We start from the raw sequence: 14,396 nt of genomic DNA on the forward strand, positions 1-14,396 counted from the left end.
ATGGCAGCCGGAGTAGCGCAGATCCCGTGGTACGCGACGCTGTTCCGAGGCGACCAGCTCGCCGCGGCGCTGGAGGAGATCGCGTCGGTCGCGACGCGCTACGGCGCGACGGACTACCGCGTGTTGCGCAATCGCGACGACATGTACAAGTTCACGCACCTGGTCTCGTTCGACGACAAGCTCAGCTTCGAGGCCTACTGGTACGGCCCGGAGATGGTCAGCTGGCGCGCGTCGTACGCGTCCTGGTACCAGGTGCCGGTGCTCTACACCTGGAACGACCTGATCTACGAAGGCGGCCTCACGCACGAGGCCGTGGCCGCCAACGGCGACTAAGCCCCGAACTTCTTCCGCCAGCGGGCCAGCCCCATATGGAGCTGGTCCAGCGGCGTGGCCTGGATCATCGTCGCCGCGTCCGGGCCCATCGCCTCGCTGACGCGGGCCTCCATCGCGGCGACGAAGCCCGCTTCGTCGTGGCCGCCCTCGAGCTCGACCTGCGTATGCAGTGCCTCGAGGCAGCGGTCGAGCTGGGCGTCCGCGTCCTCGACCGGGCCGAAGTGGGTGAGGCCGAGGCCGGCGGGTTTCCACGCGCGCACGAGCGCGATCGAGCGCTCCCAGGCCGTGACGTCGATGTCCGGCGGCGGCGTCGGCGCGACCGTGAAGTCGTGCGGCGGGATCTTCGCCCCGCCGACGTCGCCCACGAACGCCCACCCGGACGGCTCGTGCAGGTAACTGACGTGGTGGGAGGCGTGGCCGGGGGTGTACTCGACCCGGAACGCGCCCTCGATGTCACGCTCGCCGCCGGAGAGCACGCGCAGGTTGGCCTCGGGGACGGGCACCATCTCGCCCCACAGCTGCCGCAGGCCGACATCTCCGCCGTAGAGGCGTCCCGCGCTGGCCATCAGCCGCGAGGGGTCGGCCATGTGCGGCGCGCCGCGCTCGTGGACGTAGACGGGCAGCTCGGGCCAGCGGCGTACCAGCGCCCCGGACACGCCCGCGTGGTCGAAGTGGATGTGGGTCAGCAGCAGCGCGCGCGGCTCGGCGCCGTCCAGCGCCGCCAGCAGCGTCTCCTCGGTCACTCCGGGACCCGGGTCGATCAGCACGCCGTCGACCTCCCAGCAGCAGATCACCCGCTCGCGCCCCTGGTGCAGCACATCGATCGCCCGCATGCGGACCTAGGCTAGTGAGTGAGTCCGCGTTGACTCGCGGGTCAATACCATCTGTATATGAGCCATCGCCTGCCCGAGCGCGACCGGCCCTGGATGATCCGCACCTACGCGGGTCACTCCACCGCGGTCAAGTCGAATGAGCTGTACCGGCGCAACCTGGCCAAGGGCCAGACCGGGCTCTCGGTAGCGTTCGACCTGCCGACGCAGACGGGCTACGACGCCGACCACGAGCTCGCGCGCGGCGAGGTCGGCAAGGTCGGCGTGCCGGTCGCGCACCGCGGTGACATGGCGGCGTTGCTGGACGGCATCCCGCTCGGCGAGATGAACACGTCGATGACGATCAACGCGACGGCCGCGTGGCTGCTCGCGCTCTACATCGTCGCCGCCGAGGAGCAGGGCGTGGCGATGGCCTCGCTCTCGGGCACGACGCAGAACGACATCATCAAGGAGTACCTCTCGCGCGGGACCTACGCGTTCCCGCCCGAGCCGTCGATGCGGCTGATCGCCGACATGGTCGCCTACGCGGTCGAGCACGTCCCGAAGTGGAACCCGGTCAACATCTGCTCCTACCACCTGCAGGAGGCGGGAGCGACGCCGGTGCAGGAGATCGCGTTCTCGATGGCCACCGCGATCTCGGTGCTCGACGCCGTCCGCGCCCGGGTGCCGGAGGACCGCATGACCGCCGTCTTCGGGCGGATCTCGTTCTTCGTCAACGCGGGTGTGCGGTTCATCGAGGAGCACGCGAAGCTCCGCGCGATGGGGATCCTGTGGGAGGAGCTCGGACGCTCGCGCTACGGGGTCACCGATACGCGCGCGCTGCGCTTCCGCTACGGCGTGCAGGTCAACTCGCTCGGTCTCACCGAGTCCCAGCCCGAGAACAACGTCCAGCGGATCGTCCTGGAGGCGCTCGCCGTGACGCTGGGCCGCGGTGCGCGGGCGCGCGCGGTGCAGCTGCCGGCGTGGAACGAGGCGCTGGGCCTCCCGCGGCCGTGGGACCAGCAGTGGTCGCTGCGGATCCAGCAGGTGCTGGCCTACGAGACGGACCTGCTCGAGTACCCCGACATCTTCGAGGGCTCGGTCGTGATGGACGGGCTCGTGGGCGAGCTGCTCGAGGGCGCACGGGCGGAGCTGGCGCGGGTGTCGGAGCGCGGCGGTGCGGTCGAGGCCGTGCCGTACATGAAGGCCGCGCTGGTCGAGTCCCACCGCGAGCGGATCGCCCGGATCGAGAGCGGCGAGCAGGTCCTCGTCGGCGTCAACCGGTTCACCGAGACCGAGCCGTCGCCGCTGACCGCCGATGGCGGCGGGATCATGGTCGTCGACCCGGGCGTGGAGGCCGAGGCACGGGCGGCGCTCGAGTCCTGGCGCGCCGCGCGGGGTGACGTGTCGGCCGAGCTGGACGAGCTGCGGCGCGTCGCGGCGAGCGACGAGAACATCATGGAGGCGACGCTCACGGCCGCGCGCGCGGGCGTGACCACGGGCGAGTGGGCGGGCGCGCTGCGCGACGTCTTCGGCTCCTACCGCGCGCCGACCGGCGTCGGCCAGGCCGCCTCCCCCGCCGCCGACGAGGCGCTGCGCGACGAGGTCGCACGCGTGAGCGAGGCGCTCGGTCGGACGCTGAAGATCCTGGTCGGCAAGCCGGGCCTGGACGGGCACTCCAACGGCGCCGAGCAGATCGCCGTGCGCGCACGGGACGCGGGGATGGACGTCGTCTATGAGGGCATCCGCCTCACGCCGGCCCAGATCGCGCGCTCCGCGGTCGACGAAGGCGTGCACGTGATCGGCCTCTCGATCCTGTCCGGCTCGCACCGCGAGCTGATCCCGGACGTGATCGCGGCCCTGGACGGCGCGGACATCCCGGTCGTCGTCGGCGGCATCATCCCCGACGCCGACGTCCCGGAGCTGAAGGCCGCGGGCGTCGCCGCGGTCTACACCCCCAAGGACTTCGAGCTCGACCGGATCATGCGCGACATCGTCGCCCTGGTGGCGGAGCGCAACTCGGTCAAGGTGTGAATGGATCAGCGCTCGGCGCACGGCTGCGCGCCGGTGACCGGACCGCCGCACCCGCGGCGCTGAACCTGCTCGAGACCCGGACCGCGCGCATCGAGGCCGCCGCGCTCGTCTCCGCCGCCGGCGACGGCGCCGGCCACATCGTCGGCGTCACCGGGCCGCCCGGCGTCGGGAAGTCCACGCTCCTCTCGGCCCTGCTGCGCGAGTGGCGGTCGCGCGAACGATCGATCGCCGTGCTCGCCGTCGACCCGTCCTCCAAGCGCAGCGGCGGCGCGTTGCTCGGCGACCGGGCGCGGATCGAGCACGACCCGGCGGACCGCGACGTCTTCATCCGGTCGATGGCCGCGGGGGAGCGCCTCGGCGGCCTCGCCCCCGCGACCCGCGCGGCGGCCCAGGCGCTGTGCACCGCGTTCGACGTCGTCGTGATCGAGACGGTCGGCGTCGGCCAGTCCGAGACCGACGTCGCCGAGGCCGCGGACACCGTGGTGGTCGTCGTCCAGCCGGGCTCCGGGGACGCGCTGCAGTTCCTCAAGGCCGGGATCATGGAAGTGCCCGACGTGCTCGTGGTGACCAAGGCCGACCTCGGCGCAACCGCCCGCCGCGCGGAGCACGATCTGCGCGCCGCGCTCGGCGCTCTGGGCGCCCGCGCCGTCCCGGTCCTCCCCGTCAGCGCGCTGCGCCCCACGACCGGCATCGCGGAGCTCGCCGACGCGCTCGACGCGCACCGCGCCGGTCTCGACCTCGCCGCCGCCCGCACCCGCGCCCGCCGCCTCGCCGCGCTCGCCGACTTCGTCCACGAGCACGGCGAACGCGGCCTGCGCAGCCTCGGCGGTCGCCGCGCCGCGACCCGCTGGCTCGCCGAACAGGACCCGGCACTCGACGTGCCGGAGCTGCTCCGCCGCCTCGAGCGAAGCGTAGGGCACTAGCGGAGGCCTCTCGAGGACGAACGTCAACTGCGCCGGGTGGGGAGGGGTGGTTTCGGTGCGCCACGGAGACAGAAAGGGCGTTCTCACGCACGCCGGTCACCCCGCGGGAGCGGGTTGCGAGGGGGTGATGTACAAACGGGTCCTGTGAGGACTCATTTGTACATCACCCCCACCAACGCGCCAGCTCGAACAGTGCGACCCTGATCGAAAACGGCGACCCGACCGCCAAACGCGCACGGCCGACCACGGCGACCGGGAGTAGGCGTGCGAGGGACACACTTTCCTTCTCCGTAGCCCGTAACTGTCGGTATCCCGGCACGCCAATTCGAGCCAACAGAGCCGAGCCGCGTAGCGGACTCACGGCGAGCCAGCAACCAAGGGCGCGCCACTCCCCCCTCCCCCACCCGGCGCCGTTGACGCGGCGAACGGGACCCCGATCCGCGAGATCGTCGGCGAGGCCCCCGCTCGAGAAGTCCTACCCCATGCCCGCCTCCGTACGCGCCTTCGCCGAGAACCAGCCCGTGACCTCGATCGTCACGCCATGCGCGACCTGTTCGCCCAGCAACCGGTCAGCAGCGACATCTGGGTCGCCCTCGGCGGGTTTCGGCCTCCTCGTCATGGCGTACGCCCTGGCGATGGCCAGCTACCGGCGCAAGCTCGCCTGAGGCCGCGCCCCGTAGAATCGGGGATGTTCAATGACCCTTCCTGCCTCGGATCGTGACCCGTCCGCCGACCCCGGCGTCGACTTCTACCGCTTCGCCAACGGGGGCTGGCTGGACGCCAACCCGATCCCCGCCGGCTACGGGTCCTGGGGCTCGTTCGAGGAGGTCAGCCGGCGCAACGAGGTCGTCCTCGGCGAGCTGCTGCAACGCGCGGCGGCTGAACCGGTCGACGCCGTCGACCGCCTGCTCGGCGATCACTTCGCCGCGGGCCTGGATCTCGCCGGGATCGAGGCCGCCGGCATCGAGCCGATCGCGCCGCTGCTCGACGCGATCCGGGCGAGCGACGACGTGCTCGCAGTGCTGCCCGTGCTCCACCGCGCGGGGATCTTCGCGCTGCTGGGCTGGGGCGTGACCGCCGACCACGACGACGCCAACCAGAATCTGCTCTGGCTCACGCAGGCTGGACTCGGACTGCCCGACCGCGAGTCCTACTTCGACGACGGGCCCGCGGCGGTCGCGTTGCGTGCCGCGTACGTCGAGCACGTCGCCGCGCAGCTGGGCCACGTCGGCGGCGACCCCGCGCAGGCGCCGGCGGTGCTCGAGTTCGAGACCCGCCTCGCGGCGCTGCACCTGCGCGCAGAGGAGCGCCGGGACACCGACCGGATCCACAACCGCTTCGACCGCGCCGCGCTGACCGAGCTCGCTCCCACGATCGACCTGCCGCGCTACCTCGACGCGCTCGGCGCCGCCGCGGCCGAGACCGTCAACGTCGAGAACCCGCGCCTGCTCGAAGGCCTGGCCGCCGTGATCGAACCGACCGCGCCCGCCACGCTGCGCGCCTACCTGGAGTTCGCGGTCGTGCACGCGGTCGCCGACGCGCTGCCGTCCCGCATCGACGAGGAGGACTTCGCGTTCTACGGCCGCCGGATCCGCGGCCAGGAGGAGCAGCACACGCGCACGAAGCGGGTGATCGACGCCGTCGGCGCCGATCTGGGCGAGGCGCTCGCCGAGCGTTACGTCGCGCTCAGCTTCCCCGCGGACGCCAAGGACCGTGCCGCACGCATGGTCGAGGAGATCGTCGAGGAGATGCGCGCCTCGATCCGCACGCGCGAGTGGATGGGCGCTGACACCCGCGCGAAGGCGGAGGCCAAGCTCGACGCCGTGCAGGTCAAGATCGGCTATCCCGATCGCTGGCGCGACTGGTCGGGCCTGCAGCTCGGCCGCACCGCCTACGCGGCCAATCGGCTCAACGCCACCCGCTTCGAGCTCGACCGCCAGCTGGCCAAGCTCGGCGAGCCGGTCGACCGCGACGAGTGGGAGATGCCCGCCCACATCGTCAACGCCTACTACCACCCCACGCTGAACGAGATCGTCGTCCCCGCCGGCATCCTGCAGCCGCCGCTGTTCGATGCCACCGCCGACGACGCGATCAACTACGGCGGCATCGGCATGGTCATCGCCCACGAGATCACCCATGGCTTCGACGACCAGGGCCGCCGCTTCGACGCCGACGGCGCGCTGCGCGAATGGTGGACGCCCGAGGACGCGACCCGCTTCACCTCGCTCGCCGATCAGCTGGTCGAGCAGTTCGACGCCTACACCGTGCTCGGCGACGTCCACATCAACGGGAAGCTGACGCTCGGCGAGAACATCGCCGACCTCGGTGGGTTGACGCTCGCGCAGCGGGCGCATGCGCGCGTGGCCGCCGGCGCGCCCGCCGTCGACGGCCTCACCCCCGCACAGCGGTTCTTCCTCGCCAACGCCGGGCTGTGGCGCGTGAAGATGAGCGACGATCTGCAGCGCACGCTCGCGGGGATCGACCCGCACAGCCCGCGGCCGCTGCGGGTGCTCGGCCCGGTCTCCAACATGGAGGCGTTCCGGGAGGCCTTCGATCTGCCCGACGACGCACCGATCATGCGCCCGCGCGACGAGCGCATCGAGATCTGGTGACCCGAAGGGGCGCGCGGCTGTGGTCGATCGCCATAGCCGCGCTGCTCACGGGATGCGGTGGGAACGCAGGCGGCGACGCGCCGCGCGTGAGCCCGAGCCCGCAACCGCGGAGCGCGAGCACGCAGCTCGTGGTCGTCGGAGACTCACTGGCAGCGGGGCGCTTCGCCGACACGCAGGACCAGGCGTTCCCCCAACTGGTCGCGGCGGCCACCCGTTCGCGGCTCGACGTGCTCGGGGTGCCGGGAGCGACGACCGCGCAGCTCGCGGCCGGCGCGCTGCCCTCGCGCGGGGACGACGTCGTCGTCGAGGCAGGCACGAACGACTTCCTCTTCCAGACCCCCCGCGCCCGGTTCGCGGACGACTACCGCGCCCTGCTCGCGAAGGTCACGGCCGCGTCACCCGGGGCGAAGCTCGTCTGCCTGACCACCTGGGTCCCGAAGGACGTGGCGAGCCGGCCGGCCGCCAAGATCCCCGTCTCGTTCTATGACGCGACGATCCGGCGTGCCTGCACCGATGGCGCCGTGGCGAACCTCTCGCCGCTGACCGACGCGCGTGGGCCGGCCGGCCGCCCGACGTTCCTCGGCCCCGGCGACGACTTCCATCCGAACTCCTCAGGCCACGCCGCGATCGCGCGCCTGATCGAGTCGCGGCTGCGCTAAGCCCCGCACATATCGTCGATCCGCTTCGCGGACGTCTGGATCTTCCGCAGCGCGGTCTCGTCGGTCAGCAGCTGGGTCGCGTTGGCCATGTCGCCCTTCGCGGCGGCGGCCTTGCCGCGCCCGAAGTCGGTGGCGAACATCCGCAGGGCCTGCGCGAACTGGCGCTGAGAGCCGGCCAGCGCCTTCGGCGCGTCGGCGAGCTCGACCAGCTTCGCCGAGTCGAGGAGGCTCTGCTGCGCGGTCCCCACCTGCTTCGCGAGCTCTTTGGGGTTCTGCGCCTGGGTGATCCCCTCGGTGGTGTGCCCGACGAGCTGCGAGACCGCCTGGACCGCCTGTTCGAGCACCGCGCACGAGGCGAGGTCGTCAGGGGAGGTCAGGTGCTTCGCGGAAGGCGTCCCCGTGGGGGTCGGCGTCGCCGCGGACGCCGCGGTGGTGGCCGTGGGCGTGGAGGACGGCGACGAGGCCGCCTTGCTGCCGCAGCCGGCGAGGAGCCCAGCCGCTGCGAGAACGCACCCGAAACGGAAGAGCCGCATGCGTGGATAAGGGTAACGAGAGACGGGCACGGCGGAACGGGTGGGCGGTCGGGGGCGCAAAGGCCCCCGACCGCCCGAGCCCTTCTACGGCGTCGTCGTCGACAGCGTGAACGTCACTGTCGCCGAGTAGCTACCGGTTCGCAGCGGATCGTTGGCGCCGATCGGCTGGTGGAAGCCGACCGTCACCATGTCGTGCGACACGGGTGCGCTCCACATCGACTTCGAGAGGTCGATCGTGAACGGTTGCGTCATCGTGAACGCGCCGTTGGTCAGGTGGTTCGGACCCGACCAGCTGAGCGCTGCGTCGCCTGCCGTGGAGACCACGTCAGCCGTCGTAGTGGTGTTGTACGTCTTCGCCACGCCGGCCGCGAACGGGCCGAACGAGGCGTTGCCGCCGAGCGTCAGCGACAGCGTCGCCGGCACGGTGCCGGAGACGGGAGCCGACTGGGCCGGTGCACCCTGCACCGGGCCGTTGGACGTCTGAACGAAGGACGCCAGCTCGTCCGGGCTCAGCTGCCCGCACGGGTCCGCGGCGGGACCGGTGGTGGGAGGCTGCGGCTCGCCCGCGGGGGGCGTCGCCGGGTAGTACGTCGGGGCGAAGTTGATCGGCTCCACCTGTCGGTAGTCGCCGACGTTCGTCGTCGTCTTGGTCCCATCGCCCTTGGAGACCATCAGCTTCACGTCATGCCAACCGGCCTGCGTCGGGAACGTGTGCGTGACCTTCGGGAGGTTCGTCTTCTGCGGCGCGCTGCCGTCACCGAAGTCCCAGTAGTACTCGAGACCGTCGGTGTCGCCGTTGGCGTCACGGCTGAAGCCGGCGTCGTAGGTCACCGTGTTGGTGGCCGTGGCCTTCTTCGGGCTCTGCTCGAAGTAGGCGATCGGACGGTTCGGCTTGTCGACCTTGCCGCCGAGCGAGTCGGAGGCAACCGCGTACGAGAAGTAGGTCGCCACGAACTCGACGCCCCGCAACAGACCCTCGGACGGCTTGTCATAGCCGCCGGGCCCGTGCACCTCGCCTCCGGCGAAGAAGTTGAGGTTCGGGAAGTTGTCGCTCATGGTGTCCTGCCCGTACAGGCCAGAGATCCCCGGCTTGCTGGGATAGCTGGACGGGTACGGGTTCTCGGAGCCGCCGACTGCCTGATTGGTGCTGGAGTCGTACACACCGATGTTGCCCAGCGACGGGATACCGCGGTTGCCGAACGACACCTGGTCGGTGCGGCCGGTGCGGTCGTCGTTGACCGGCGTGTACTTCGCCTGATCCGCCGGCATGTAGGACGGCAGCGAGCCCGGGTGCGGGTTGTCCGGCGTCGAGCCCGTGTTCTTGAAGCTCAGCGGGTTCTCGACCGGGATCGAGTAGTTGTACTTCTGGCCGAGATCCGCGATCGCTCGCGTGACGGCGCTCTCGACGTTGGACCGGAACGCCGTGACGTTCGGGAGGTTCGCCTGCAGACGCGCGAAACCGGCCGGGGTGTAGATCGAGCCGGTGTTCGTGGTCGGCGTGGCGTTGATGTTGTTGAACCAGGGACCGACGCCACCGTTGACCAGGTCATTGAGGTAGTGATCGGTGCCCCAGTGCAGGGCCGGGTAGTTGATGCCGTTCTGATCGTTGTTCAGAACGCCGACGATCTGGCCCTGGGGGCCGTCGGAGATCAGGCCAGTGGTCGGCCCGCTGACGGTCGTGCCCACGGGGAGGTCCTTCTGCACGGGCGCGGCGAGGATGATGCCGGTGCCGTTGTCCGTAGCCGCAGCGCCGCTCGCGTGGGCCTGCTTGAGCGGAGTGGACAGGGTGACGCCTGTGCCCGACGCACCGGCGGTGCCGATGGCCTGGATGGTGCTGAACTCCTGCTTCGGGTCACCGAGCGTGTCGACCCGGATCTGATGGCCGACGGTGAGGTTGGCCACGCTCTGGACCTTGATGTTCGTGGCGCCCACGACGGTGGCCGCGGACAGTGTGGTGGGCGTCGTGGAGAAGGTGCTTCCCTGCGCGACGACGTTGTTCTGGGTGTCGGAATCGTCGATCGCGACCGGCGATCCGACGGCAAAGATTCCTGATGTACCTGAGGGGACGAGGGCTGCTGCATTTGCTACGACCATCTTGCTGCTTCCTGCACTCATCGGTTCAATAAGGGTTGTCGCGCCACTACCAGTGGAGCTGTAGAACCCGGAGCCGATGAGGCCTTGTAACTCTGCGTCGTACACAGCGGACTTGATCGTCCGCTTGGGGTACGTCCCATTCGCTTCATGCCAACGAAGAACCGAACCGATCTCCTCCAGGTTCATGAGCGCGCCCATGTTGGAGTCATACGGTGAACCGGTGCCCCAGTCGCCCGAGTACATGTTGCTGTACGGGGTGGCGCCGGTGAGCGCGGAGGCCTGCGGGGCCGAGACGCCCTGGCTGTCCGGGTGGAAGGCCAGCATGACCTGCTGCCCGGGGCAGGCCGCGCCCGGAATCGTGAGCTCCTGCGTGTTGATCTGGTAGGTGGCCTGCGCGAAGAGGTGGTCGCGCTTGGACATCCACTTGCCGAGCACGCCGTTGGGCTGCGCGGTGCTCGTGGTGCCCAGGTCAGCCCACCACTTGTTGAACTCCTGCGTGCCGTTGTAGTTCTGCGGCAGGTTGTTCGCGTCGCCCGGGGAACCGAACGGGCATGACGTCGCACCTTGCAGGCAGCCGTCGGAGCCGGCCCGCTTGTAGATGAAGTGCGTCGCGTTGTAGTAGTCGTTGGCGTAGATCCAGCTCGCGTCGACGACCGGGTGCGCCGGGTTCGAGGCGGGCGGAGCGTCCGTCGCGGCACCGCCGCTCGAGACGATGATCGGGGTCGCTCCCGCCGCCACGACGGCAGCGAGCGCGAGGTAGCGCGGACGCATCGCTGTGCGCGCCGCCTTCCTCACAGATGAGAGGGCACGCATGACTAGTGCACCTCCTTTGCCGGCGCGGACCCGCCGGTGACACCGGCGGCCTTCGCGGCCGTGATCAGGGTGCTGCGCTCCGCCGTGGACAGCGTGCCGCAGGCGGGCGTCGCGGGTGCCGAGCCCGTCGGGCTGTTGACCGCGAGGGCCTGGCGGTAGACACCCCAGGCGGAGTCGTCGGAGCCCTTGGCCACGACGAGCTTGACGTCGGCCCACTGAGCGGCCGTGTAGGTGTGGGACACGGTCTTGCCGGTGGCGGACGTGCCGTCGCCGAAGTCCCAGTAGTAGGTCAGGCCGTCGGTCGTGCCGTCGGCGTTGCGAGCGAAGCTCGCGTCGAAGCTGACGGTCTTGGTGTCCGTCGGGTTGACCGGGGTCGTCTCGAAGTACGCGACGGTGCCCTTCGGCGCGGCAACCGCGCCGGCGTACTTCGAATCGCTCACGAGCAGCGCGGTGTACGTCGCCGGCAGCTCGAGCGCGCGGATGAGCTCCTCCGTCGGCTGCGACTCGTCGTCGACGCCGTGCGGAGCGCCTGAGGCCCACATGTTGAGGTGCTCGACCGAGTCGCCGGTCAGGCCGACAGGCTGGCCTTCGTCGACGCGGAACGGCACGCCACTGGCGTGCGCGTACTTCAGCGGCGCGGTCAGCGTGATGCCGGTGCCGGTGGCGCCGGCCGTGCCGACGGTCGCGATCTGCCCGACCTCGACGTTCTGGCCGGTGTCGACCACGAACGGCTGACCCGCGACATACAGCGGCGCGGTGGCGGTGCCGACGGAGGCCACCTTCACGTTCGTGTCACCGACGGCGGTCGCGGCCGCAGCCGTCGACATCCCGCCGACGAGGCTGGACTCGTTGCCGATCTGCAGCGACGTGCCACCCATGTGCTGGATGATCGGCGTCGCCTTGACGGCGTCGCTCGTCGTGGTCGGGTAGGGGTTCTCGACGGAGTTCGTGTCCTGCACGCCACCGACGCTGAAGCCCGGGATGCCCGACTTCCAGAACGAAGCCGCGGGATCCTCGGTCGAGAGCATCTGCGCCTCGGGGGCCGTACCGGCGGGGTGAACCGCGGAGTACTGGGCCTGCTCGGCCGGCGTGTAGGCCGGAACGGTCGGGGTCTCCGGCGTCGTCGGCGTGGGGAGCGCGCCCGGCGCGGAGCCGGAAGCGTCGTAGCGGAGCGGGTTCTCCTGCTTGATCGAGCCGTTGTACTTCGCGCTCTGCTGTGCGAAGCCGCCGGTCACGGCGTTCTTGAGGTCGCCGTCGAACGCGGAGATCGCGGAGCTGTTGGCCGCGATGGCGCCGGCCGTGTCCGGATACAGCTGGTTCGCCGCGGACGGGGTGTCCGTGATGAACGTGTGCCACGGGCCGACGCCGCCGCCTGTGGTGTTGTTCCAGTAGTGGGCGGTGCCCAGGTGGTACGCGGGGTAGCTCGCGCCGTTGGCATTCATCATGCCGAACATCGCGTACTGGCCCTGCGGGCCCTTCGGGATGAGGTTCTTCGTGTAGTACTCCGAACCCTCCCGCATGTAGGTGCCGTCCTTCGCCCGACCCGCGTCCGCGTCGATCAACGCGACCTTGAAGGTCTTGGAGGGATAGGTGCCGTTCGCGGCGTACCAGCGCAGCAGCGCCTGGTACTCGGCCATCGTCATCGCGACGCCGGAGGTGTCGTCGTACGCGCCGCCGTTGGAGAGGTTGCTCAGCGTGATGTGACGCCGCGCCGCGCCGAACCCGTCGGCTGCAGCCGTGGAGCCGGTCGGGTTGTTGATCTCGCCGACGATCGTCGGGCTGACCGGCGCGAGGTCGCCGTGTGCGGCGATCAGCACGCGCGAGCCCGGGCACCCGGCGCCGGGGATCGTGACCTCGGCGTCGTCGGAGTCGAACTTGTAGTTCGGGTCGAACGAGTAGTTCGGGTTCGTCCGCTGCTCAGGCGACCGGCGGAAGTAGTGGTCCGAGACCGTCGCGAACTTCGCGACGTCGCCCATGGCCGACGTGTCGGTCAGCTGGGTCTTCCACTGCTTCCAGAACTCCTGCCACCCGTTGATGGTGGACGGGATGTTGTACGGATCGGCGAAGTTGCGCGGGTCTCCGTCCGCCCCCGACACGCGGTAGACGTCGTCGTAGCCCATGTTGAACAACTGGCCGTACATGTAGGTCGGGTCGATCACCGGAGCTACCTGCCCGGTGGCTGACCTTGCCCCCGGCGGCGCTATACCGCTGGCGACCAAGACCGCCGCCCCCGCTGTCGCTAGAAACGCAGCGACAGGAAGCGACTTACGTCGCTTCAGTTTGCGAAGCACCTGCATTAAATGGAACCTCCTGGCGAAAGGACCATCGGATGTGTGGGCTCACGGGCGAGACGCGCGTGGGCCTACCTGTTTCCGGACAGGAGTGGGGGGACGGACGTCGTCGTTGACCTCGAAGGCATCCGCCGCGGACCAGACCTCCGCGAACGGTCGCCGATTCGCGACGATGCCGTCCTTACCCTCCTCTCCATCGCGGGCATTCTGCACGCGCGAAGGGGCATGAGCAACACGTCCTAGACCCTGTGGGTGTGTGGATCTCTCCACACTCCCGAAGATGAGAAACGGCCCGCGGCTAAACGCCGCTGTCGATCGTGGCGCGCGCGTTGATCTGCGGCGCTTTGCCGCCGAACGCGTCCAAGGCCCAGAAGAGGCCGTTGCCGCCGACCGGCGCGTTCTTGGGAACGCGGATCTCCATGGCGAACGCCTCGCTTCTCCCGGGGGCGATCGGCTTCGCGGCGGCGCAGTTGAGCACGTGCACGTCGACCTGGCCCATGGGCACGAGCTGCTGGACGTACGACGGGCACCGATCGAACGTGACCGGCACGCGTGACGTGTTCTTGAGCACGACGTTGAAGCGGAGCATCTCGCCTCTGCGCGCGTGCACCGGCTGATCCGGGACCGACGCCGTGACCGACCCGCTCGTCCACGGCTGCGGCGCCTGCACCTTCGCGGTCTCAAACGGCGACACGCCGAGCGATGACGGGCTCTTCGGATCGCTGCACGGCGGCACCGCGTTGTAGTCCGCATCGACGTGACCGGTGCCGTTGGGCAGGGTGATGCGGACGGCGCTGGGAGGCACGCGCGTCTTGCCGGGGATCTGCGGATCGCACCAGTTCGTCCACGTGACCGTCACGCCGACGTACTCGCCCGGCTTGATCGCGAGCAGGTCCGAGAGCGGATACGCCGTGTCCGGGAAGATCAGCGGCGGACGCTGAAGGGCGGTGTTGACCTGCTTCGGTCCGCCGTCCTTGACGAGCTTCACGCGCGGTGTCCCCTCGAGCCGGCACACCTGCTTGCCCTTGTTCTGCAGGGCGATCACGGCGATCGCTCCGCCGTTTCCGTAGGCCTCGAAATCGACCTGTCCGTGCGGGGCCAGGTCGGCCGCCTGGCACGGAGCGGAGACCGGGGCGCGCGCGGCGAACTCGGGTGGCTGGTCCGAAGCCCACGGCACGACCGGCCCGTCGAACTTCGGGGCGGCGTCCTTGCCGGAGCCACCGCACCCGGCCATCAGGAGCAGTGGCGCGACCAGCGCGATTACAAGCTTCGAGCGCATCGGCGGGCCATTATGA

The 14,396-nt window shown here is 70.2% G+C and carries 10 protein-coding genes and 1 pseudogene; 6 read left to right on the forward strand and 5 right to left on the reverse strand.

The window, feature by feature from the left end:
• Entirely contained in the window at window positions 1–333 is a 333-nt protein-coding gene (locus OM076_RS15905) for a hypothetical protein (protein WP_270040987.1), read from the forward strand.
• On the opposite strand, the gene OM076_RS15910 is transcribed toward OM076_RS15905, so the two are convergent.
• A complete protein-coding gene (locus OM076_RS15910) occupies window positions 330–1,166 on the reverse strand; it encodes an MBL fold metallo-hydrolase (protein ID WP_270040988.1) in 837 nt (278 codons plus the stop codon). The two genes, OM076_RS15905 and OM076_RS15910, sit on opposite strands and share 4 nt — an antisense overlap.
• Window positions 1,167–1,223: 57 nt before the next feature.
• Between OM076_RS15910 and OM076_RS15915 the strand changes: the two genes are divergently transcribed.
• The 5 genes and pseudogenes from OM076_RS15915 to OM076_RS15935 all read left to right on the forward strand — a co-directional run bounded on the left by OM076_RS15915 (window position 1,224) and on the right by OM076_RS15935 (window position 7,370).
• Window positions 1,224–3,176, forward strand: coding sequence for an ethylmalonyl-CoA mutase (locus OM076_RS15915; RefSeq protein WP_270040989.1), 1,953 nt, complete (start codon window positions 1,224–1,226; stop codon window positions 3,174–3,176).
• Window positions 3,173–4,099: an ArgK/MeaB family GTPase gene (locus OM076_RS15920; protein WP_270040990.1), complete on the forward strand. Its 927-nt coding sequence runs from the start codon at window positions 3,173–3,175 to the stop codon at window positions 4,097–4,099. Before OM076_RS15915 ends, OM076_RS15920 begins: the two co-directional genes overlap by 4 nt.
• A 446-nt stretch (window positions 4,100–4,545) precedes the next feature.
• A pseudogene (locus OM076_RS15925) lies at window positions 4,546–4,764 on the forward strand (ABC transporter permease); the annotation flags it as partial.
• A 30-nt stretch (window positions 4,765–4,794) separates the two neighbouring features.
• The gene (locus OM076_RS15930; protein WP_270040992.1) at window positions 4,795–6,711 is read left to right on the forward strand and encodes a M13 family metallopeptidase; all 1,917 of its coding nucleotides are present in this window, start codon (window positions 4,795–4,797) and stop codon (window positions 6,709–6,711) included.
• A gap of 86 nt (window positions 6,712–6,797) precedes the next feature.
• Window positions 6,798–7,370 (forward strand): SGNH/GDSL hydrolase family protein, encoded by a 573-nt coding sequence (locus OM076_RS15935; protein ID WP_270040993.1) that lies wholly within the window; start codon window positions 6,798–6,800, stop codon window positions 7,368–7,370.
• On the opposite strand, the gene OM076_RS15940 is transcribed toward OM076_RS15935, so the two are convergent.
• The 4 genes from OM076_RS15940 to OM076_RS15955 form a co-directional block, all read right to left on the reverse strand.
• On the reverse strand, window positions 7,367–7,903 hold the full coding sequence (locus OM076_RS15940) for a hypothetical protein (protein WP_270040994.1): 537 nt from the start codon (window positions 7,901–7,903) through the stop codon (window positions 7,367–7,369). The genes OM076_RS15935 and OM076_RS15940 overlap by 4 nt on opposite strands.
• 84 nt (window positions 7,904–7,987) lie before the next feature.
• Entirely contained in the window at window positions 7,988–10,768 is a 2,781-nt protein-coding gene (locus OM076_RS15945; RefSeq protein WP_270040995.1) for a PKD domain-containing protein, read from the reverse strand.
• A gap of 44 nt (window positions 10,769–10,812) precedes the next feature.
• Entirely contained in the window at window positions 10,813–12,969 is a 2,157-nt protein-coding gene (locus tag OM076_RS46115) for a PKD domain-containing protein (RefSeq protein WP_270040996.1), read from the reverse strand.
• Window positions 12,970–13,399: 430 nt separating this feature from the next.
• Window positions 13,400–14,380, reverse strand: coding sequence for a DUF4232 domain-containing protein (locus tag OM076_RS15955; RefSeq protein ID WP_270040997.1), 981 nt, complete (start codon window positions 14,378–14,380; stop codon window positions 13,400–13,402).
• Window positions 14,381–14,396 lie beyond the last annotated feature (16 nt).

It is taken from the genome of Solirubrobacter ginsenosidimutans, assembly GCF_027587205.1.

Coding starts and splice junctions, on each gene's coding strand:
- OM076_RS15905 (WP_270040987.1), top strand. CDS start 1: ATGGCAGCCGGAGTAGCGCAGATCCCGTGGTACGCGACGCTGTTCCGA.
- OM076_RS15910 (WP_270040988.1), bottom strand. CDS start 1,166: ATGCGGGCGATCGATGTGCTGCACCAGGGGCGCGAGCGGGTGATCTGC.
- OM076_RS15915 (WP_270040989.1), top strand. CDS start 1,224: ATGAGCCATCGCCTGCCCGAGCGCGACCGGCCCTGGATGATCCGCACC.
- OM076_RS15930 (WP_270040992.1), top strand. CDS start 4,795: ATGACCCTTCCTGCCTCGGATCGTGACCCGTCCGCCGACCCCGGCGTC.
- OM076_RS15940 (WP_270040994.1), bottom strand. CDS start 7,903: ATGCGGCTCTTCCGTTTCGGGTGCGTTCTCGCAGCGGCTGGGCTCCTC.
- OM076_RS15945 (WP_270040995.1), bottom strand. CDS start 10,768: ATGCGTCCGCGCTACCTCGCGCTCGCTGCCGTCGTGGCGGCGGGAGCG.
- OM076_RS15955 (WP_270040997.1), bottom strand. CDS start 14,380: ATGCGCTCGAAGCTTGTAATCGCGCTGGTCGCGCCACTGCTCCTGATG.